General features: G+C 63.2%; 15 protein-coding genes. 1 reads left to right on the top strand and 14 read right to left on the bottom strand.

Annotation, left to right across the window (positions count from 1 at the left end):
• Nucleotides 1–9 precede the first annotated feature (9 nt).
• The 4 genes from NVV94_RS09610 to NVV94_RS09595 are packed head-to-tail and all read right to left on the bottom strand — an operon-like array spanning nucleotide 10 to nucleotide 5,116.
• Nucleotides 10–1,665 carry an ABC transporter ATP-binding protein gene (locus tag NVV94_RS09610; protein ID WP_258446943.1) on the bottom strand — a complete coding sequence of 552 codons (1,656 nt, stop codon included), beginning with the start codon at nucleotides 1,663–1,665 and terminating at the stop codon, nucleotides 10–12.
• A 2-nt stretch (nucleotides 1,666–1,667) separates the two neighbouring features.
• Entirely contained in the window at nucleotides 1,668–2,498 is an 831-nt protein-coding gene (locus NVV94_RS09605; protein ID WP_258446942.1) for an ABC transporter permease, read from the bottom strand.
• Nucleotides 2,499–2,501: 3 nt separating this feature from the next.
• Nucleotides 2,502–3,461, bottom strand: coding sequence for an ABC transporter permease (locus tag NVV94_RS09600; protein WP_258446941.1), 960 nt, complete (start codon nucleotides 3,459–3,461; stop codon nucleotides 2,502–2,504).
• 53 nt (nucleotides 3,462–3,514) lie between these two features.
• Nucleotides 3,515–5,116 carry an ABC transporter substrate-binding protein gene (locus tag NVV94_RS09595; protein WP_258446940.1) on the bottom strand — a complete coding sequence of 534 codons (1,602 nt, stop codon included), beginning with the start codon at nucleotides 5,114–5,116 and terminating at the stop codon, nucleotides 3,515–3,517.
• A gap of 339 nt (nucleotides 5,117–5,455) precedes the next feature.
• Here NVV94_RS09595 and NVV94_RS09590 point away from each other — a divergent pair, with 339 nt between their 5' ends.
• On the top strand, nucleotides 5,456–5,890 hold the full coding sequence (locus tag NVV94_RS09590; protein WP_258446939.1) for an Rrf2 family transcriptional regulator: 435 nt from the start codon (nucleotides 5,456–5,458) through the stop codon (nucleotides 5,888–5,890).
• Here NVV94_RS09590 and NVV94_RS09585 read toward each other — a convergent pair.
• The 10 genes from NVV94_RS09585 to NVV94_RS09540 form a co-directional block, all read right to left on the bottom strand.
• Nucleotides 5,881–7,299 (bottom strand): aldehyde dehydrogenase family protein, encoded by a 1,419-nt coding sequence (locus tag NVV94_RS09585; RefSeq protein WP_258446938.1) that lies wholly within the window; start codon nucleotides 7,297–7,299, stop codon nucleotides 5,881–5,883. The two genes, NVV94_RS09590 and NVV94_RS09585, sit on opposite strands and share 10 nt — an antisense overlap.
• Nucleotides 7,292–8,479, bottom strand: a complete 1,188-nt coding sequence (locus NVV94_RS09580; protein ID WP_258446937.1) for a pyridoxal phosphate-dependent aminotransferase — start codon at nucleotides 8,477–8,479, stop codon at nucleotides 7,292–7,294. The genes NVV94_RS09585 and NVV94_RS09580 overlap by 8 nt, the downstream gene beginning before the upstream one ends.
• A gap of 32 nt (nucleotides 8,480–8,511) precedes the next feature.
• Nucleotides 8,512–9,741, bottom strand: coding sequence for an alanine racemase (alr, locus tag NVV94_RS09575; protein ID WP_258446936.1), 1,230 nt, complete (start codon nucleotides 9,739–9,741; stop codon nucleotides 8,512–8,514).
• A 92-nt stretch (nucleotides 9,742–9,833) separates the two neighbouring features.
• Complete coding sequence (locus NVV94_RS09570) at nucleotides 9,834–11,450, bottom strand: 5-guanidino-2-oxopentanoate decarboxylase (protein WP_408733458.1); 1,617 nt, start codon at nucleotides 11,448–11,450, stop codon at nucleotides 9,834–9,836.
• 7 nt (nucleotides 11,451–11,457) lie between these two features.
• Entirely contained in the window at nucleotides 11,458–13,548 is a 2,091-nt protein-coding gene (locus NVV94_RS09565) for an acetate--CoA ligase family protein (protein ID WP_258446934.1), read from the bottom strand.
• 14 nt (nucleotides 13,549–13,562) lie between these two features.
• Nucleotides 13,563–14,723 carry an acyl-CoA dehydrogenase family protein gene (locus NVV94_RS09560; RefSeq protein ID WP_258446933.1) on the bottom strand — a complete coding sequence of 387 codons (1,161 nt, stop codon included), beginning with the start codon at nucleotides 14,721–14,723 and terminating at the stop codon, nucleotides 13,563–13,565.
• Between the two features lie 15 nt (nucleotides 14,724–14,738).
• Nucleotides 14,739–15,530, bottom strand: coding sequence for an enoyl-CoA hydratase/isomerase family protein (locus tag NVV94_RS09555; RefSeq protein WP_258446932.1), 792 nt, complete (start codon nucleotides 15,528–15,530; stop codon nucleotides 14,739–14,741).
• Nucleotides 15,531–15,923: 393 nt separating this feature from the next.
• Nucleotides 15,924–17,333: an amino acid permease gene (locus NVV94_RS09550; RefSeq protein ID WP_258446931.1), complete on the bottom strand. Its 1,410-nt coding sequence runs from the start codon at nucleotides 17,331–17,333 to the stop codon at nucleotides 15,924–15,926.
• A gap of 177 nt (nucleotides 17,334–17,510) precedes the next feature.
• Nucleotides 17,511–19,805 carry an ATP-binding protein gene (locus NVV94_RS09545; RefSeq protein ID WP_258446930.1) on the bottom strand — a complete coding sequence of 765 codons (2,295 nt, stop codon included), beginning with the start codon at nucleotides 19,803–19,805 and terminating at the stop codon, nucleotides 17,511–17,513.
• Nucleotides 19,802–20,575 (bottom strand): ABC transporter substrate-binding protein, encoded by a 774-nt coding sequence (locus NVV94_RS09540; RefSeq protein WP_258446929.1) that lies wholly within the window; start codon nucleotides 20,573–20,575, stop codon nucleotides 19,802–19,804. Before NVV94_RS09540 ends, NVV94_RS09545 begins: the two co-directional genes overlap by 4 nt.
• Nucleotides 20,576–20,577: the final 2 nt, after the last annotated feature.

Below are 20,577 nucleotides of genomic sequence, written 5' to 3'. Positions count from 1 at the left end.
CTTGAAATGTCAGATTGGAGTAACCAGGGGCTGTGGAGCGCCGCGCTGGTCGAGGATGCGATCAAGCCATTCGGGGTCCATTTCCGGCTCGGAAGAAAACAACAAGCCGGTGTAGTCCTGATGCGGTGGCGTGAAAATGGCGTTGCGGGCGCCGTGGTCGACCACCCTGCCCCGCTGCATCACCACCACCTCATCGGCAATGGCGCGCACGGTGGCGACATCGTGGGTGATGAACAGGTAGGACACGCCGAGCTGACGCTGGACCCGGTCGAGCAGTTTGAGGATGCCTTCGGCCACCAACTGGTCCAGCGCCGAGGTAACCTCGTCGCAGATGATCAGCTGCGGCTCGGCGGCCAGGGCGCGGGCGATGCAGATGCGTTGCTTTTGCCCGCCGGAAAGCTCGCGGGGCTGGCGCTCCATGAACTTGGCGGGATCCAGCTCGATCATTTCCAGCAGTTCGGCGACGCGATCGCGCAATGCCTTGCCCTTGAGACCGAGATAGAAACTCAGCGGCCGGCCGATGATGTCGACGATGCGCTGGCGCGGGTTCAAGGCCGTGTCCGGGATCTGGTAGATCATCTGGACCCGGCGCAATTGTTCCTTGCTGCGCTGACGGAAATCGGCCGGCAGCGGGTGGCCGTCATACAACACCTGGCCGCCAGTAGGTGGCAACAGACCGGTGATCAGCCTTGCGGTGGAGCTCTTGCCACTGCCCGACTCACCGATCACCGCCAGGGTCTGGCCACGGTAGAGACTGAGCGAAACGTCATGCAGGACCGGTTGCTGACCATAGCTGGCGCAGGCCTTGCGCACTTCCAGCAACGGCAACTCCCCATGCGGACGTGGCTTGGGCTCGGTACGGAAGCAGCGCACAGCCCACAACGACTTGGTGTATTCCTGCTCTGGCGCTGCGAGCATCTTGCGGGTTTCGGCCTCTTCGACCAGCTTGCCGTGACGCAGCACCATGATCCGATCGGCCATCTGCGCCACCACCGCCAGGTCATGGCTGATGTAGATAGCCGCACTGCCATAGCGCTTCACCGCATCGCGAATGGCTGCCAGCACTTCGATCTGTGTGGTCACATCCAATGCCGTGGTCGGCTCGTCGAAGATGATCAGGTCGGGGTGGCAGGCCATCGCCATGGCCGTCATCACCCGCTGCAACTGACCACCGGAGACCTGATGCGGATAACGCTGGCCGATGGTTTCAGGGTTCGGCAGGCGCAACACCCGGTACAGCTCGATGGCTTCGGCCTCGGCCTGGGCGCGGCTGATGCCGGCGTTGATGACCGCCGTTTCGACATGCTGATCGATCAGCCGATGCGCCGGGTTGAAGGACGCCGCAGCACTCTGCGCGACATAAGCGATGCGCGTGCCACGCAGCTTGCGCAAGGCATCGGGCGCCACCTTGAGCAGGTCCACGCCATCAAACTGCACCGAGCCGCCGGTGATGCGACAGCCATCGCGGGTGTAGCCCATGGCCGCCAGGCCGAGAGTGGACTTGCCCGCGCCGGACTCGCCGATCAAGCCCAGCACCTCGCCACGCTGCAGGGTCAGGTCGATGCCCTTGACCAGCGGGTGCCAGGCCTCTTCGTAATGCCCTTCGATCTGCAGGTCGCGGATGGTCAACAAGGGTGCTGCGCCACGCTCTAATGGTTTGTTCATGCTCAGCACTCCTTGAGCCCGCTGGATTTATGCAGCATCCAGTCGACGACGAAATTCACGCTCACGGTGATCAAGGCCACCGCCAGTGCCGGCAGCAGCGGGCTGATATCGCCAAAGGTGATCAGCACCGCGTTGTCACGGACCATGCTGCCCCAGTCGGCCGTCGGCGGCTGAATACCCAGGCCGAGGAACGACAGCGCACTGATAAACAGGAAAACAAAGCAAAAGCGCAGACCGAATTCAGCGATCAGTGGCGCGGCGGCATTGGGCAATACTTCGCGCGTCACCAGCCACCACAGGCCTTCACCCCGCAGGCGCGCCGCCTCGACGAAGTCCTGGACCACCACGGTCATGGCCACCGCCCGTGCCAGGCGAAACACCCGGGTGGCGTCGAGCAAGGCAATCACCAGCACCAGCGAGGTGGCGGTGGTGCCGACCACGCTGAGAATCAGCAAGGCGAAAATCAGTTGCGGAATGGCCATCAGAATATCGACGACCCGCGACAGGCCCTGGTCGACCCAACCGCCCTTGATCGCCGCGATCAGGCCGCAGGTGCCACCGAGCAGGAACGCCAGCACGGTGGTCAGGAAGGCAATGCCCAGGGTGTTGCGTGCGCCATAGACCAGGCGGCTGAACATGTCCCGGCCAAGGTTGTCGGTTCCCAGCAGGAACTGCCCGCCCCAGGGCGCGAAGCCTTCGCCGACCACTTCGGTTTCGCCAAAAGGCGCCAGCACCGGGGCGAACAGCGCCACGAGGATGTACAACAGGATCACCGCGATGCCGAATTGCGCACTCAGCGGCGCCCTGATCAATTCATTGAGCAGACGCTTCATGGACTACCCCTTCGGATGCATCAGACGTGGGTTGCTGGCGATGGACAGCACATCGGCCAGGGTATTGAGCAACACGTAGGTCGCCGCGAAGATCAGGCTGCAAGCCTGCACCACCGGAATGTCGCGCTTGGCCACCGAGTCCACCAGCAACTGGCCCAGCCCCGGGTAGACGAAGACCACTTCGACCACGACGACGCCGACCACCAGGTAGGCCAGGTTCAGCGCCACCACGTTGACGATCGGCGCCAGCGCATTGGGCAAGGCGTGCCTGAAGATGATCCGCGTCTGGCTGATGCCCTTGAGCCGCGCCATTTCGATGTACGGGCTGGCCAACAGGTTGATCAGCGAGGCCCGGGTCATGCGCATCATCTGCGCAATGACCACCAGGCTCAGGGTCGCCACCGGCAGCACCGAGCGCTCCAGGACATCACCGAAGGACGCATCCGGCGCCAGGTTGGAGATGCTCGGGAACCAGTTGAGCTTCACCGAGAAAAACAGGATCAGCAGATAGGCCACGAAGAACTCGGGAAACGACACCGCACTCAAGGCCGAGGTGTTGAGCAGGCGATCGAACCAGGAATTGCGGTACAGCGCCGCGAGCATCCCCAGCAGCAACGCCAGCGGTACTGAGACCAGTGCAGCCAGTGCAGCCAGCGACAGGGTGTTGCCCAGCCGCGTGCCGACCAGTTCGGCGATAGGCCGCTGGTTGGCCAGCGAAGTGCCCAGGTCACCTTGCAGGAAATGCCAGATCCACTGACCGAAACGCGTCAGCGGCGGCAAATCCAGCCCCAGCTGGGCGCGGAACGCCGCCACGGTTTCTGCCGTGGCGGACTGGCCGAGCATGGCCTGGGCAACGTCGCCCGGCAGCATGCCGACGGCCAGGAAGATGATCACCGAGACGGCGAACAACGATAACAACCCCAGCGCCAGGCGCTGCAGCAACAACGTGCAAATACTCTTCACCGCACTACTCCTCGCGTGAACACAACCCGGCTTTCCTGCAAGCGATCAGTCGATCAGGCCTGCCACCAGCGCTCGATCACCCGCAAGCCATCGAGCTCGCCGTAAGGTGCCGTTTGCGGGCCATGGCTGACGCGGTTGGAACGCGCTGCCACGGAGCTTGCGAACAACGGCACGATGGCACCGCTGTCGTCGCGGCAGATCTGCTGCATCTCGTTGTACATCTCACGGCGCAGCGGGTCGTTGAGCTCGCCGCGGGCGGCGTTGAGCAATTGGTTGAAACGGGCATTGTCCCAGTGGGTCTCGTTCCAGGCCGCGCCCTTGGCGTAACCGATGCTGAACATGCGGTCGGCGGTCAGGCTGCTGTACCAGAAGGAGCTGGTGAAGGGTTGCTTGTTCCAGACATTGGAGAAGTAACCGTCGGCCGGTTCGCGCACCACATCGATGTCGATGCCAGCCTTGCGCGCCTGCTCCTTGAACAGCACCGAGGCATCCACGGCGCCGGCATAGGCCGCATCGGAGGCTTGCAGGCGGACCTTGAACGTATCGACGCCGGCCTTTTTCAGGTAGAAACGCGCCTTGTCCGGATCGTACTTGCGCTGCTCCAGCGCAGTGTTGAGGAAGCGGCTGCCGGGCTGGATCGGGTGGTCGTTGCCGACCAGGCCGTAGCCGTGCAACACGGTGCCAAGCATGACATCACGGTCGATGCCGTGTTTCATGGCCATGCGGATATCGTTGTTCTTGAACTCCTGGCTGTCGCAGAGCATCGGGAAGGTGTAGTGCTGCGCCCCCTTGGTTTCCTCGATCACCAGGTTCGGGTTGCGCTTGAGCAGGCCGACGGTCTTGAGGTCGACCTTGTTGATCACATCGACTTCACCGGTCACCAGCGCATTGATCCGCGCCGCGCCGTCGGCGATACCGATCAGCTCGGCACTGGCGAAATGCGCCCGGCCCGGCTTCCAGTAATTGGGGTTGCGTTCCAGCGCCATGCGCACGCCCGGCTCGAAGGCCTTGATGCTGTAGCCGCCGGTGCCGACGCCGGCACGCCAGTCGGCGACGCCGTCCTTGCTCGGCATGATTGCCAGGTGGTAGTCGGCGACCACATAGGGGAAATCGGCATTGCCCGAGTGCAACTCGAAGGCCACGCTGTCGCTGCCGTCGGCGCGGACCTTGGCCACGTCACCCAACACAGTCTTGGCCGCAGAGGTGGAGGCATCACCCAAGTGGTGATTGATCGAGGCAACCACGTCATCGACGGTCAGGCTCTTGCCGTTGTGGAACTGCACGCCCTGGCGCAGCTTGAAGGTCCAGACCCTGGCATCGGGCGAGGACGTCCAGCTTTCGGCGAGCTCCGGAATGGCGGTGCCATCCACGGCAATTTCGACCAGGGTGTTGTATACCGCCGAGAAGCCGACAAAGGTAAAGGTGTCGCTCCAGGAACCTGGATCATAGGAGTCAGTGGTGCTGGCCCCGGCCAGGCCCAGGCGCAATACCCCACCCGCTTTTGGCGTGGCCTCCTGGGCAAAGGCGCCCATCGGCAGGCCCATGGACAACGCGGCGCCTGCCAACCCCGCCGCCATGCTGTACTTGAGGAAATCGCGGCGGTGAAGCGTGCCGTTTTGAAGTGCTTGAGTAATCTTGTTGTTGTTATCGCTCATTGCATTGCCCCTGTCGTTAAAACGCGGAGTTGCTGACACGCACATGTAGCCGCTGCCGCAGGCTGCGCTCGCCTGCACGGCAGGCGCAAAATCTCGAAATCCCCGGGGGCCTTGCGGCCCCAGCGCAGCCTTCGGCAGCGGCTACATTGATCGGCGTTGATCGTTAGAAGAGCCTTACGTTTTTTGCGGAAGCTGCTAGCCTTCTAATTGTTAACGTAGCAAACACATTAACAATTTGAAACCCACTTTCATCGTTTGAGCGGATAATATTCACAGCGCCGAAAATGCCTGAGATGCTCTCACACATACTTTGCCCAACCCTGGGAGCCTAACCGCCTCATGAGCCAGTCGACCCGCCTGATCACAGCGTCCTACATCCTGTCGTTCGTCGCTGCCAACGCGCCGCAGAAACTGCGCACCGAAACCATCGCCAAGTGGGTCAAGACCCACCCTACCCGCGTGCGCAACCTGGTCTCGCAGATGGTCAAGGCCAATATTCTGAAGTCGTATCGGGGTGCCCGGGGCGGCCTGACCCTGGCCAGGCCGGCCAGTCAGATCACCCTGCGCGAGGTGTATGACGCAGTGCAGGAAAGCTCGCTGATCGCCGAGAAAATCGACAACCCGTTTTCCGGCATGGAGGACCATTGCAAGGTCTTCGAGGTCTTCACCAACCTTTTCGCCATGCTGGAAAACAATGTCCGGCTGGACCTGGGCAAGATCACCGCCGATCAGCTGTTCGTCGCCTTCGACACGCCGCTCGAAGCTCAGCGTTGAATGGCCTTGATTTCGACGAACTCGGCCAGCCCTTCCTCGCCCCACTCACGGCCGTTGCCCGACTGCTTGTAGCCACCGAACGGCGCCTGGTAGTTGAACGCGCCGCCGTTGAGGAAGCACTGCCCGGCGCGCAGTTGCCGCGCCAGTTCCAATGCACGCGCCGGGGAACCGGCCCAGACGCCGCTGGACAGGCCAAACGGTGAATCGTTGGCCAACTCGATCGCATGCGCCTCATCGGTATACGGAATCAGGCACAGCACCGGCCCGAAGATTTCTTCCTGGGCGATGCGCATCCGGTTGTCGACGTCGGCAAACAGGGTCGGCTTGACGTAGTAACCGCGCTCCAGCTCAGCTGGTGTTTCGTCACCTCCGCAGAGCAAGCGTGCGCCCTCTTGCAGGCCGATCTGGATGTACTCGCGCACCGTGCGCCGCTGGGCCGCCGAACACATCGGCCCGAGGAAGCTTTGCGGGTCGAGCGGGTCGCCCATGCGCAGGTTTTCGCACTCGGCCCGAGCGATTTCCAGCGCCTCGGCATAGCGGCTGGCCGGTAACAGCATGCGAGTCAAGGCGGTGCAGGTCTGCCCCGAGTTGATCATCACGTCCTGCACACCGTAGCGTACCGCCGCCGCCAGGTCGGCATCCTCGGCGATCAGCAGCGGTGACTTGCCGCCCAGCTCCAGGCACACCCGCTTGACCGACGGCGCCGCTGCCTGGGCAACCCGCACGCCGGCACCGGTGGAACCGGTGAACGAGACCATGTCCACGTCCGGGTGGCGCGCCAGGGCTTCGCCAACCTTGGAGCCCGGCCCGCTGACCAGGTTGAACACCCCGGCTGGCAGCCCGATCGCGTCGATCATCTCGGCCAGCAAGAAGGCGTGCAGCGGCGTTTCCTGGCTCGGCTTGACCACCACCGTGCAACCGGCCGCCAGGGCCGGCGCCAGCTTGCCGATCAGTTGATGCAGCGGATAATTCCACGGGTTGATGAAGGCGCAGACACCGACCGCCTCACGCAGCACCAGCGAATTGCCGACCTCACGCACCTCATCCATCAGCCCGGCGATTTCAATGTAGTGCTCCAGCCCGGCAATCGGCCCTTCGACCTGCACCGAACGGCACCATTGCACCGGCATGCCCAGCTCGCTGGTGATCACGGCGGCCATCTCATCGGCGCGGGCCTGCAATTGATCGGCCAGGGCGCGAATGTACTCTGCACGCACGCTCGAGGGCGTGCGCGACCAGCTGGCGAAAGCCTTGCGTGCAGCTGCGACGGCGTTGTCGACATCCCGCTCATCGCCCAAAGGCACGACACCGACCACGGCTTCGGTCGCCGGGTTGACAACCTCGGCCAGGCCCTGCCCGGAAGGCGCCTGCCAGGCGCCGTCGATAAACAGCGCGGTGTGTTTATGCATTGCGATGCTCCATCAGTTCAGCCGCGCAGCGCGCGATACGTTGGCAGGCGTCCTGCAACTGCGCGATGCCCAGCACCAGGCCAAGGCGGATATGCCCGGCCGCGCTCGGGCCGAACGCTTCGCCGGCCAGCACCGAAACGCCATGGCGATCGAGCAGGCGGTTGGAGAATTCCTGGGCACTCAACCCGGTTTCACGGATATCGACCATCACGAACATGCCGCCATCGGGCTTCAAGGCACGCAGGCCCAGGCAGCCCGCAAAGGTTTCGCAGACCAGGTCGCGGCGCTGCCGATAGGCTTCGCGCATCGACTCCAGTTCCGGCAACTGCGCTTCCAGGGCCACGACCGCGGCGTCCTGGATGAAATCCGGCGAACCGTAGAGCATGCACAACGCGAGGTTTTCCAGGTGCGCGGTCAATGCCGACGGCGCCACCACCCAGCCGACTCGCCAACCGGTCATGGCATGGGATTTCGACAAACTGTTCAGGGTCGCGGTGCGCTCGGCCATGCCAGGCAAACTGCCCGGGCTGACATGTTCGCCGTCGAACAGCAGTTCGCTGTAGACCTCGTCGGAGATCAGCCATAGATCATGGGCAATGCACAGCTCGGCAAGCGCCTCCCAGGTGGCCCGTGGCAGACTTGCACCCGACGGGTTGTGCGGGCTGTTCAGGGCCAGCGCACGGGTGCGCGGGGTGATGCGCGCGGCGACGTCTTCGGGCAGCACCCGAAAGCCATTCTCCGAGCGCACCGGTACCGGAATCACTGTGGCGCCACAGGCACCGAACACCGCTTCGTAGGTGACATACATCGGCTCGGCGACGAGCACTTCATCGCCGGGGTTGAGCACGCACTGGGCAACGCTGAACAAGGCGCACTGGGCGCCGGCCAGCACAACGACCTGATCGGCGTCGACCGCCTGGCCGCTGCGCTGTTGATGCCGCCTGGCAATGCTTTCACGCAGGGCCCGTTTACCACGGACATCGGCGTAATGGGTATTGCCGGCCCGAAGGCTCTCGACTGCTGCGTCGACGATCGGCACCGGGGTATCGAAATCCGGGTCGCCGACCGAGAGCAACAGAATGTCCTCGCCCTGTTCCTGCAAGGCCAGGGCACGGTAGTGAATGTCCCAGGCAGCAGCGCCGTCGCCGGCGATGCGTTGAGTCAGTGCGGAAAAACGCATGATGCTCTCCCCTATGGATAGCGCTTGAGTGGTTACTTATCTACCAGCACCTTGGGGTTTGAATTGCCCCAGACGGTGTAGAGGTCGGCCAACAGGGCCCCGTTGATTTCCTCGATTTCGGCCTGGCTGATTTCGCCCGCGCCCTGCTTGCCGAACAGCACCACTTCATCGCCGGATTTCACGTCCGGCGCATCGGTGACATCGACCATCAGGGTATTCATCGAAACCTTGCCCACCACCGGCAGGCGATGGCCATTGATCAGCACCACGCCCTTGTTGGTAAAGACGCGGCGGTAACCATCGGAGTAGCCGACGGTGATGTTGGCCAGCTTCGAATCGCGCGCCAGGGTGTAGGTACGGTCATAGCCAACGGTATTGCCGGCCGGGTAACTGTTGACCGACGCCACGTGCGACTTGAACTGCATCGCCCGCTGATACTCGGTGTGCGAGACCACGGTATCGCCAAACAGGGCGCCGCCGGTGCGGACCATGTCCAGGTGCGACTCGGGCACTTCCAGGGTGGCGAACGAGTTGGCGGCGTGCAGGGTGATTTTCTTGCGGTCGAGCCGGGCCACGTCCATCAACCAGGCGGCCTGTTCGTTGAAGGTCGCCAGGCCCTTGCGCACGTCGTCCTTATCCTCGACGGCGAAGTGGGTCATGATCGCAACCACCTCCAGGTTCGGCACCTTGGTGATCGCCACGGCATCCTGCTTGCCCTGCTCGCTGGCCATTTCCAGGCCGTTGCGGCTCATGCCGCTGGAGTTCAGCCCGATGTGCACCTGCAGCTTGCGTCCGTGCTTGTGGGCAAGCTCGGCAGCCTGGCGAGCGAAGTCGAGGTTACCGACCAGCTCTTCGGCGTTGTACTGCAGTGCATCCTCCAGTTCGCTCAAAGCCGCGGCGCGTACACGGACCAACTGGCCCTTGAAGCCACTCTGACGAACCACGCGCATCTCTTCATTGCTGGCGACCGCCACGCAGGGTACGCCCAGCTTGATCACCGAAGGCATGACCAGGCCGATGCCATGACCGTAGGCGTCAGCCTTGAGTACCGCGCAGAGCTTGGACTTTCCGGCAAGCGTCGCCTGCAGGGTCTGGATATTGTGCTCCAGCGCCGCCTTGTTGACCTCGACCCAGGCGTTGCTGTTTTGCGCCGTCAACTCGGCGGTACCGTTGTTCAGTGTCAGCGGTGGTGCAGCTTGGACCTGGCTCTGCAAGAAGACCAGACCAAGGGAAAGCGCCAGGAGAGTACGGGTAAAGGGCATGGAAACGATCCTTATTATTTTGATCAAGCACTGTGGGTTCGATGGACTGCGGCTACACCAAACAGGTGGTCGCCGCAGGATTTTACGGACCCTCAACAGGCGTATTTGTGTCGTAATTCGATCAGCGTCACACCGTTTCGGCTGAATCCTGCGCGTAGATCCTCCTGCAACGCATCGAGGCTTTGCGGCTGTTTGACGGTGCAGCCGAATGCCCGGCCCAGACCTGCGAAATTCGGGTTGCGCGGCAACACGCCGATCGGTTCGATATCCAGCCCGAGCATGTCGTCGCGGATCTGGCCGAGCGCATCGTTGTTCCACAGCAGTACCACCAGCGGGCTGTCCAGCTCTTCGGTTGCCGTGGCCAGCTCCTGGGCGGTGTAAAGGAAGCCACCGTCGCCGACCAACACCAGCCCCGGCCGCCCGGGCGCGCCGAACTTGGCACCGATGCCGGCCGGCAGGCCGTAACCGAGGGTGCCGTAACCGGTCGGGTGCAACCAGCTGCGCGGGGCATTGCTGGCGAAGGCGTAATTGCCGGTGTAGGCCAGTTGAGTCATGTCACTGCTGATGAACGCGTTGTCCGGCAGCACCGCATGGATACGGTCCAGGATCGACTGATGGATCGCCTGCAGTGGCCCGTGCCCAGACTTGATCGCTGTACGCAGCGCACTCACGGCAGCCACTGCGGCGCTGCTGTCGCGTGCAACCTCGGGCAGACGTGCCAGCAATGCGGCAGCGGTTTCCCGCGCATCGCCCTGCAAGGCCAAGGCGCAGGGATAGAAGTCATTGAACTTGCGCGAATCGATATCCACCCGAATGATTTCGGCATTGAGCGGCAAGCGCTCGCGCCAGTAATCGGTATCGGCCATTTCAGTGCCGATGGCGAGCAGCACATCGGCCTGGGCAATCAAATCCCAGCCCGGCTGCACGCACAGGGTTGATCCGGCGTTCAAGGGCGCATCCGGCGCCAGCAGGCCCTTGCCGGCGACACTGGTAAAAAATGGCGCGGCCAGACGCGTGCTCAGCGCCTCGAGTTCCTGGCCTGCGTCGATTGCACCGCCACCGGCGATAATCATCGGCTTGCGCGCAGCCTGCAGCTTTGCCACGGCAGCGCTCAACGCATCAGCCGACGGCACGCCACGGCCTGGTCGCCGTACGACCTCATTGCTCCAGTCGCGAGCGACCTTGGCCGACAGCACATCGAGGGGTACCGAGATGTGTACCGGGCGCGGTCGTTCACTGTCGAACACTGCATAGGCCCGCGCAATCAGCTCGGGCAAGTCTTCAGCACTCAAAGCGACCGCCGAGAACGCGGTGATCGGCGCCGTCATGGCACGCTGATCCTGGGTCTCGTGCAGACAGCCCCAACCCTTGCCCAGGCTGGCGGTATGGTTGACGCTGGAAATCACCAGCATCGGGATCGAATCGGCATAGGCCTGGCCGATGGCCGTCGCGGCATTGGTCACGCCGGGACCGGTGATGATGAAGCACACCCCCGGCTTGCCGCTGACCCGCGCATAGCCATCGGCCATGAAGCCGGCGCCCTGTTCGTGGCGCGTCAGCACATGGCGGATGCCACTGCCGGGCAAGCCGCGATAGAGCTCCAGGGTATGCACCCCGGGAATGCCGAACACGGTGTCGACACCGTAGTTGGCCAACAAGCGCACCAGCGCCTGGCCGCCCGTCAAGGTTTGTTCAGTTTGCATGGTCATATCCTCTTCACTGCTTGCCAAGACGAATCAACGCATCGACCGCTACCGTGCCCTGGGCACCGACCAACAAGGGGTTCACATCGAGTTCGAGCAACTGCCCGGCGTTCTCGCAGGCGTAGTCGGCCACCGCACGAATCGCCGCCACCAGGGCGTCCAGGTCCGCCGCCTGGCGGCCACGGAAACCCTGCAACAGCGGTGCACTGCGCAAGCCCAGCAGCGCGGCATGGATGGCCCCGTCGGTGGTCGGCAGCAGCAGGCTGCGGCTGTCCTTGAGCAGCTCGACCAGGATCCCGCCGGTACCGATCACCAGCGCCAGGCCGAAGTTGGTTTCGCGCTTGATCCCGACAATCAGCTCGGCCAGTGGCGGGGTCGCCATGCGCTCGAGCAATACCTGGTCGAACGGCACGCCCGGCGCGTAGGCGGCGATGCGTTGTTGCATCGTCACCAGCGCGGTGTTCAGGGCGGCTTCATCGGCCAGGTTCAGGGCCACTGCGCCGGCTTCGGTCTTGTGCGGCAACTGGGCGCTGACCGCCTTGAGCACCAGCGGGTAACCCAGTTGGGCTGCCGCTTGCGCTGCTTGAGCCGGCGTGCTCAACAGGGCTTGTGGGGTGGCCAGGCCGAATGCGTGCAGGGCTTGCTTGGATTGCCACTCATCGAGCAGCGCGCCCTCGCCTGCCAATGCCTGCGGGCAGACCGGCACCAATGCCGACTCGCCCAAGGCCAGCAATGCCTCGCGGCGCTGGCGGTAACCGGCGATCAGGCCCCAGGCCGCAAAGCCATCTTCGACGCCCTGCAGGGCGGCCACGCCTTGCTCGTGAAGTTTTTCCCGGGCATTGGCCGGGAGCAGTTCCGGGAAGGCCGAGGTGACGAAGCCGGTCTTGCCGTGGCGCTTGAGCGCCGCGCAGTACAGTTCCAGCAACAGGTCGCATTCCTTGCGCTCGCCAGTGGCTTCGGTCGGGTAGTCGAGCACCAGCATGGCTGCGTCGGCGGGGGTGCGCAGGGCGCTGTCGAGCATACGCTCGAGGGCATCGCGGTCACCCCAGATCGCTGTGGTGAAATCCAGCGGATTGACCAGGTTGGCGTAGCTGGGCAGGACCTGCGCCAGTTCCGTCACCTGCTGCGCATTGAGCCTGGGCAGGGTCAGGGCATTGCGTTCGGCATAGTCGGCGATAAAGCCGGCGTCACCGCCGGAGCACGCCAGCGCAATCAGGCTGTCGCCGCTCGGCAGGTTGCCGCAGGCTGCCGCCTTGAGCGTTTCAACGAAGCTCACCGGGCCGCTGACGCGGATCACGCCGAGGCGGTCGAACAGGCTGTCGTACAAGGCATCGGAGCCGGCCAGCGAGCTGGTGTGGCTGAGCGCCAGTTCGGCGCCGATCTGCGACACGCCGGTTTTCAAGGCAATGATCGGGATGCCCTTCTCCAGCGCCTTGTGCGCGGCACGGGCAAAGCCGGGCACATTCTTCAGGCCTTCAAGGTGCAGGCCGATGGCCGTGACGCGGGGCTCATCGAGCAGCACGTCCATCAGCTCGGCAACGCCAAGCTGCGCCTGGTTGCCCACCGAGGCCATATAGGCCACCGGCAGAGAGCGATCGCTCATCGACAGGTTGTAGGCGAAGTTGCCGCTCTGGGTCAGCACCGCCACGCCCTTCTCTACCGCCTTGCCGCCATGGGCCACCGGCCACAGCGCCGAGCTGTGCAGGTAGTCGAGCAGGCCGTAGCAATTGGGGCCGAGCAAGGCCATGTCGCCGGCGGCCTTGAGTAACTGCTCTTGCAGTGCCTGGCCTTCGGCGCCGGTCTCGGCAAAGCCCGAGGCGTAGCAAATCACCCCGCCCGCGCCTTTGCTGGCCAGCTCGGCCACGCAGGTCAGGGTCAAGTCGCGGTTGGTGGCGATGAACACCGCATCCGGGCCTTCGGGCAAATCGGCCACCGAGCGCACGCACGGCACACCTTCGAGGTTGTCATGCTGCGGGTTGACCAGCCACATCTGGCCCTGGTAACCGCCTTCGGCGCAACGCTTCAGGGCGCGGGCCATGCTGCGCCCGCCGATGAACGCCAGATGACGCGGTGCGAGCAGGCGTTTGAGGTTGTCGCGTACCATATTCGTTCTCCCGATCAGCGCAACAGCGGCCGCAGCAGTTCGCGGGAAATGATGTGCCGCTGGATTTCCGAGGTGCCCTCCCAGACCCTCTCGATCCGCGCGTTACGCCAGATGCGCTCGACCGGGCTCTCATCCATCAAGCCCATGCCGCCGAAGATCTGCACAGCCTCATCGGCCACGCGACCGAGCACTTCACTGGCGAACAGCTTGGCCATGCCGGCTTCGCCATCGGTCATGGTGCCCTGGTCCATTTTCCAGGCGGTGTGCAGGGTCAAGAGTTCTGCGGCGCGGATCTGCGTGGCCATGTCGGCCAGTTTGAACGACACGCCCTGATAGGTACCGATAGGTTGGCCGAACTGTTTGCGGTCGGCCGCCCACTGCAGCGAGACATCCATTGCGCGCTGGGCCTGACCGACGCAGTTGGCGGCGACCATGACCCGGCCTGCGGTCAGCCAGGCGTTGGCTACTTCCCAGCCCTTGCCGACTTCGCCCAGGACCTTGGAGGCCGGTACGCGGCAGTCATCGAAGAACATTTCGTAGGTGTGGTAGCCACGGTTGCTGACGCATTTGGGCCCACGGCGAATGGTCATCCCCGGGGTGTTGCGATCGACCAGGAAAGACGTCACGGCGTTGCGTTTCTTGCCGTTGTGCTCGTAGGTGTCGGTGACCGCGAAGACGATGGCGAAATCGGCATGCCCGGCATGGCTGATAAAGTGCTTGCTGCCATTGATCACGAAATCGTCACCCTCGCGCACGGCGCGGGTCTTGATCGCATTGGCGTCGGAGCCGGCGCCGGGTTCGGTGAGGGCGAAGCAGTCGATCTTCTCGCCCTGGATACACGGCAGCAGATAATCCTGGATTTGCTGGCCCTTGCAAGCCATGAGGATTTTCGAAGGCCGGGCGACGAATACGTGCAGGGCCCAGGAAACCTTGGAAAGTTCACGCTCGATCAGCGCCTGGGACAGATAGTCCAGGCCCCCGCCGCCGACCTCTTCAGGCATGTTGAAGGCATAGAAGCCGGCCGCAATGGCCTTGCCGCGGATCTGTGCAGCGAGTTCCGGCGAGACGGCATCGGCGCGGTCCACGGCTTCTTCGTGGGGCAGCAGTTCCTTGGCGACGAAGCTGCGAACCGCTTCGACCAACATTTCTTGTTCTTGAGTGAGCTGGAAGTTCATAGCGCAGTCGTCCGCTTATTGGCCAATGAAGTCAGGGGTGCGTTTTTCCACGGCAGCGCGCAGTGCTTCGGCACCATCCTGGCTGCGGCCGCAGAGCAGGCCTGCAGCGAGTTCCGCGCTCAGTTGCTCAGGCAAGGTGCGCAGGAAGCCTTCGCGCATCAGCTTCTTGGTCTGGGCAAAGGCAAAGGTCGGGCCGCTGGCCAGACGCTGGGCCAGGTCACCGGCACAGTGGGTCAGTTGGTCGTCGGCACACAGCTCGCTGACCAGCCCGGCCGCCAGCGCACGCTCGGCGCCCCACAGTTCATCGAGGAACAACAGGCGTTTGGCCTGCTCGCTGCCGATCAAGCGTGGCAGATGCCAACTGGCGCCCGCGTCCGGCGAGTAGGCCATGCTGGTGTAGCCCGCCTTGAAGCGCGCGGATTGGGCGGCAATGCGCAAATCGCAGCACAGGGCCAGGTCCATCCCGCCGCCGACGGCGGTGCCGTTGATGGCGGCGATGGTCGGCTTGTCAAGGCTGTGCAGGCGGGTCATCAGCGCATGGGCCGTTTCGGTCCAGCCGTAGGTTTCCAGCGCCCCGCGAGCTTCGGCTTCGGCCCACTCGGCAAGGTCGGCACCGGCGCAGAAACTGCGGCCGCTGCCGGTCAGTACCAGTACGCGCACGGCAGGGTCGGCGTTGTACTGCTCGAGCAGTTCATGCAGCGCCTTGAGGGTCGGAATGTCCAGTGCATTGCGTTGTTGCGGACGGTTGAGGGTGATCCAGGCAACACCGGCTTCGACCTGGCTGAGCAGCGACGATTGAGCAGTCATGCGAGTCCTCGAATTGTTTTGTTTGTCATGAGGTGAGGGACGTTATGGAGGCCATACTAAACGAGTGTTCAGTAAGGCGGCAATGCTTTGATAAAAAGTGGGCTTTCGGCTCTAAATCTTTATTAACTTATTGTTTTATATGTATTTATTTTGAAATACCGAGAAATTGATGAGGTGGCTGTTACATATTCGAACAACTGCCTACAGGGTGGTGGCCGGGCAGGCCTAATCGCTGGCAAGCCAGCTCCCACAGGGATTGATGTCAGTACACGTATTTGTGTACGACAACTGTCCCCCTGTGGGAGCTGGCTTGCCAGCGATAGCGGCAGTGCAGGCACCGCATAAAAAAAACGGCAGCCGAAGCCGCCGTCTTTTTCCGTCAAACACCCACCCTCACACCGTCGGAACCGACACCACCTCCCCCGCACCCTGGCGCCTGCTCCTGATCACGAAATACGCCCCATAGCAGATCGCAATGAACCCCGAGCCCCAGTACAGCGAAGGCCGCTGGGTCGGATCAAGCGCCAGGAACAGAAACAGCGAACTGCACAGCGCAATGCACAGCAATGGCAGGAACGGGAACCACGGTGCCGAGTACTTCAAGTCGCTGACCTTGCCACCCTCCTTGATGAACTCGCGGCGGAAACGGTATTGCGCCAGGGCGATCACGATCCAGGTGACCGTGCCAGCCATGCCGCTGACGGCCATCAGCACCATGAACAGCGTATCGGCGGCGACGAAGCTGGTCAGCAACGACACCAATGCGAAGCACAGGGTGATGCTCAGCGCGCGCAATGGCACGCCCCGTGAGCTCAAGGTCGACAGGCTTTTGGGCGCCATGCCGGACTTGGACATGGCCCATAGGATCCGCGTGGAGGCATACAGGCCCGAGTTACCCACCGAAAGAATCGCGGTGAGGATGACAAAGTTCATCAGGTCGGCGGCATAGGGAATGCCGACCATGTCGAACACCTGCACGAACGGGCTTTCCATCAGGCCGGCCTGCTGCCATGGCACGATGGCCGAGAGCACGACAATCGCCAGCACATAGAAAATCAGCACGCGGAACACCACGTTGCGCACGGCCTGGGGAATGCTCTTCTCCGGCTGGTCGGTTTCGCCAGCGGCAACGCCCATGATTTCGCAGCCCTGGAAGGCATAGACCACGGTCATCATCACCGCGAACACCGCCGAGAAGCCGTTGGGGAACAGCGAGTCACCGAGCAGGTTGGACATCATCGGTGCAGGCTCGCCACTGGTTAGCGGGATGGCGCCGAAGATTACCAGCAGGCCGACGACGATAAAGCCCAGGATCGCCGCGACCTTGATCCCCGAGAACCAGTATTCGGCCTCACCGAAGGCGCGGGTGGCCAAGGCGTTCAAGGAGAACAGCACGGCGACGAACAACGCCGACCAGTACCAGATCGGCACGTCCGGGAACCAGCGTTCCATCAGCATGCCGGCGGCGGTGAACTCCAGGCCAACGGTCGTGGCCCAGCTCATCCAGTAAACCCAGCCGATCATGAAGCCGGTGGCCGGCCCGATGTAGCGCGTGGCGTGGGCCTGGAATGAGCCGGACACCGGCATCTGCACCGAGAGCTCGCCCAGGCAGACCATCACCAGGTACATCAGCAAGCCTGCGACCAGGTAGGCCAGGATCGCGCCGAACGGGCCACCCTGGTTGATGGTCACGCCCGAGCCCATGAACAGGCCGGTGCCGATGACGCCCCCGAGCGAGAGCATGAAAATGTGCCGGCTTTTCAGGGCACGGGTCAGTGTGATTTTTTCCTTGGATTCGGTCATGACGCGCCCCTCAGGATCGGATGAGGAGCGAAGCGGATGACAGGACGTCATCGCGCAGGGAAGGATCAGCTTTACGGCAATTCATTATTATTATCTCCAATAAGCCTCGAAGACCGCGTCTTGCACGGATGCCATCGATTATTGGAAAGTCATGTAAGGTCCCGTTGTACGCCAGGATCAAAGATGTAATGAGTTGTAACGAGATTGTACGAAGCCCGATTCTTCTGCGATCAAGGCCTGCAACAAGGCGCGCGAGCGCTGCAAAATCAACAGGAACGGCGCTTCCAGACGTTGCAGGGCCGCCTGGTCTGCCGCCAGGGCAGCTTCCTCCAACTCCCGCAGACTGTCGGCCAGGGCACAAAAACCCAATGAAGCGCTGCTGCCGGCCAGACGATGGGCCAGGTTTGCCACCTCGGTGCAGTCGTTGGCCTGCAAGGCTTCCTCCAACGCCACCTGATGTTGGTCGAGGGTGCCGCGCAGTGTCTCCAGCAGGCCGTTGACCTTCACATCGCCGAGCAGGTCGCGGTGGGTACGCAGCAGTTGCCAATCCACCAGCGCTTCGTCGACATCCACCGCCGGCAGGGGGGCTTCGCCGGCCAGGGCCTGGCGCAGGTGCTCGAGCTTCAACGGCTTGGCCAGTACGCCCTGCATGCCAGCATCCAGGTAGCCACGCACCAGTGACGGCTGCACGCTGGCGGTCAGGGCGAGGATCCGCGTCTGTTGGTTGAGCCCCGCTTCGCTGCGGATCTGCCTGCACAACTCGACCCCGGAGCGCCCCGGCAAATGCACATCGAGCAGAATCAATTCGAAGCGCTCGGCCCGGCAACGCATCAGGGCCTGTTCGGCATCCTCGGCCAGGATGACCCGGTGACCGTCACGCTCCAGCAGGCCGCTGACCACCTCACGGTTCAGCGCCACGTCTTCGACCACCAGAATATTCAGTGAAGGTGTCGCTGCACTGGCAGGCACCGGCGCCAGGCTGCCCGTGGCCGGCTGCAGGGTCAGCTCGAACCAGAAACAACTGCCCTGCCCTTCCTCGCTTTGCACACCGATCCGCCCACCCAGGCGCTGGATCAGATGCTTGCAAATCGCCAGGCCCAGCCCGGTACCGCCATAGCGCTGCGCGACTTCGTCACTGGCCTGGGTGAAGCGCTCGAAGATTTTTTCCTGCAGCGCCGGGGCGATGCCGATGCCATTATCGGTCACACTCACCCACAAGCGCTGGCCGTGCGCATCTTCGCCGAGCATCCGGACTTCGACCTCGATCAGCCCGGCCTCGGTGAACTTGATCGCGTTGGCCAGCAGGTTGCTCAGCACCTGCCGCAGGAACTGCTCGGCGCCCTGGTACCGATCCAGCACCTGGGCATCGAAATGGCAGTGCAATCGGGTACGGTTGTCCTGCGCCTTGGGCTCAAGCAGGGTAACGACCTCATCGACCAATTGCCTCAGGGAAAAGTCGACCCGCTCCGGGTCGCTTTCGCCTTCCTGCAGTTTTGCGAAGTAGAGCACCTCATTGAGAATCGCCAGCAACCCCTCGCCCGCCTTGTACAGCGCCTCCAGCCGTTTGCCGTCGCGCGCATCCAGGCCCGCGCCGCGCAGCAATTGGGCCATGCCGAGAATGCCATTGAGCGGGGTGCGCAGTTCATGGCTCATGGTGGCGAGGAAGCGTGACTTGGCCAGGTTCGCCGCCTCTGCGTCCTCCTTGGCCCGCATCAGGCTGGCGGTGCGTCGCTCGACCATTTTTTGCAGCTCGTCGCGCTTGTCCTGCAGGGCCAGGCGGTCGACCTCACGCCGGTGAATATCGCTGAGGATGGCTCGGCGCATGTCATCCAGCGCGTTGGCCACGGTATCGATCTCGTCCTCGGCCGGGCCGCTGCGCTTGTGCAGCTTCAACGGTTCATGCCACTGCCCGGCGGCAATCCGCCCGGCGAAGTCGGCCATGACCAGCAAATGCCGGGTCACCAGGCGATAGAACAGCCATGACAGCGCGACCGCCAGGCCACACAAGAACACGCCCATCCATAACAGGCTGGTCAGGCCGGTTGCGAACAGGCGTCGATAAACCGCCCCCAGATCGATGCTGACTTGCAGCGTGCCCAAGTGCCGGGACTCGCCCTGAGCCGTTTGATAGCGCAGGTCGAAACGCTCGATACGCAATGGCCCGGCAGGCGCATCGGTACCCTGCTGCAACTGGAAATCGCTGCTGTCCAGGGTCACCCGGGCCACATCGGGAAAATCCACCAGGCCGCGCAACTGGACCTTCAGCTGCTCCTGGTTGAGGTCCCACAGGCTACGCTCCAGGCTGGCCAGATAGCCGTCACGGATCAGTTGCAGGCGCGCTTCGATATCGCGCATTTCCCGGCGGTACTCGATATACAGCTGCACGGTGCTTGCCAGTATCGTGAAGCACAGACTGAACAGCAGGATGAACAGCAGCAGGCGCCGCAACAATCCGCTCGGCCGCGTGCTCATCGTGCATCCACCGGCAGCTTGATCATGTCACGGTAGGTCGCCTCGCTCTCGTTCAGCCACCGTTCGATCATGCCCGCATCCGCCAGCCGCTGCAGTTCGGCATCGATCTGCGGCATCTGCCCGGCCAGCCTGGAACGACGCGAAACCGCCAGGCGCAGGTAATCCACGCTCAAGGAGTTGGGCAACGCCTGGATATCGGCACCGCCTTGCAGGTGCTCGACATAGAGCTGGCCGGTACGGCGTTCGTGGGTGATGAAGTCGATTCGTCCGCGAACCAGCTTGCCGAAGTTCTGCTGGCTGTCCGAGACCCATTCGATGTTGCCGTGGCGAGCGACGAACCGATCGAAGTCCGGCCCGTAGCTTTCCCCGAACAGCAGCCCGCCGCGGTACCTGGCCAGGTCTTCGAGGCGCTCGAAATGCACCGGATGCTTGCGATTGAAAAACACCGCCACTTCCTCACGCAATACCGGTACTTTGGAAAAGTGCATGCTCTGCTCGCGCTGCTCCGAACTGTAGGCCAGCACGACATCCACGCGGCCTTCGGCAGCGTCGAGCAAACAGCGTTTCCAGTTACCCAGAACGACGATCTCGACCTCGTAGCCGAGCTTGCCCAGCACCGCCTTGACCACGCTGGGGGCCAGGCCTCGCACCTGCTTGCCGTCGCTCCAGGAAATCGGCGGGTAGACCGGGTAATCGCAATAGCGAATGCGCTCATCGGCCCACACCTGGCCGCCAAGCAGCATCAGCAACAGACAAAGCAGACGCCCCATGG

The sequence above is a fragment of the Pseudomonas sp. LS1212 genome (assembly GCF_024741815.1).
Taxonomy (GTDB): Bacteria; Pseudomonadota; Gammaproteobacteria; order Pseudomonadales; family Pseudomonadaceae; genus Aquipseudomonas.
Note: the sequence above shows the minus strand (reverse complement) of the source record. Positions and strands in the feature narration are given on the sequence as shown.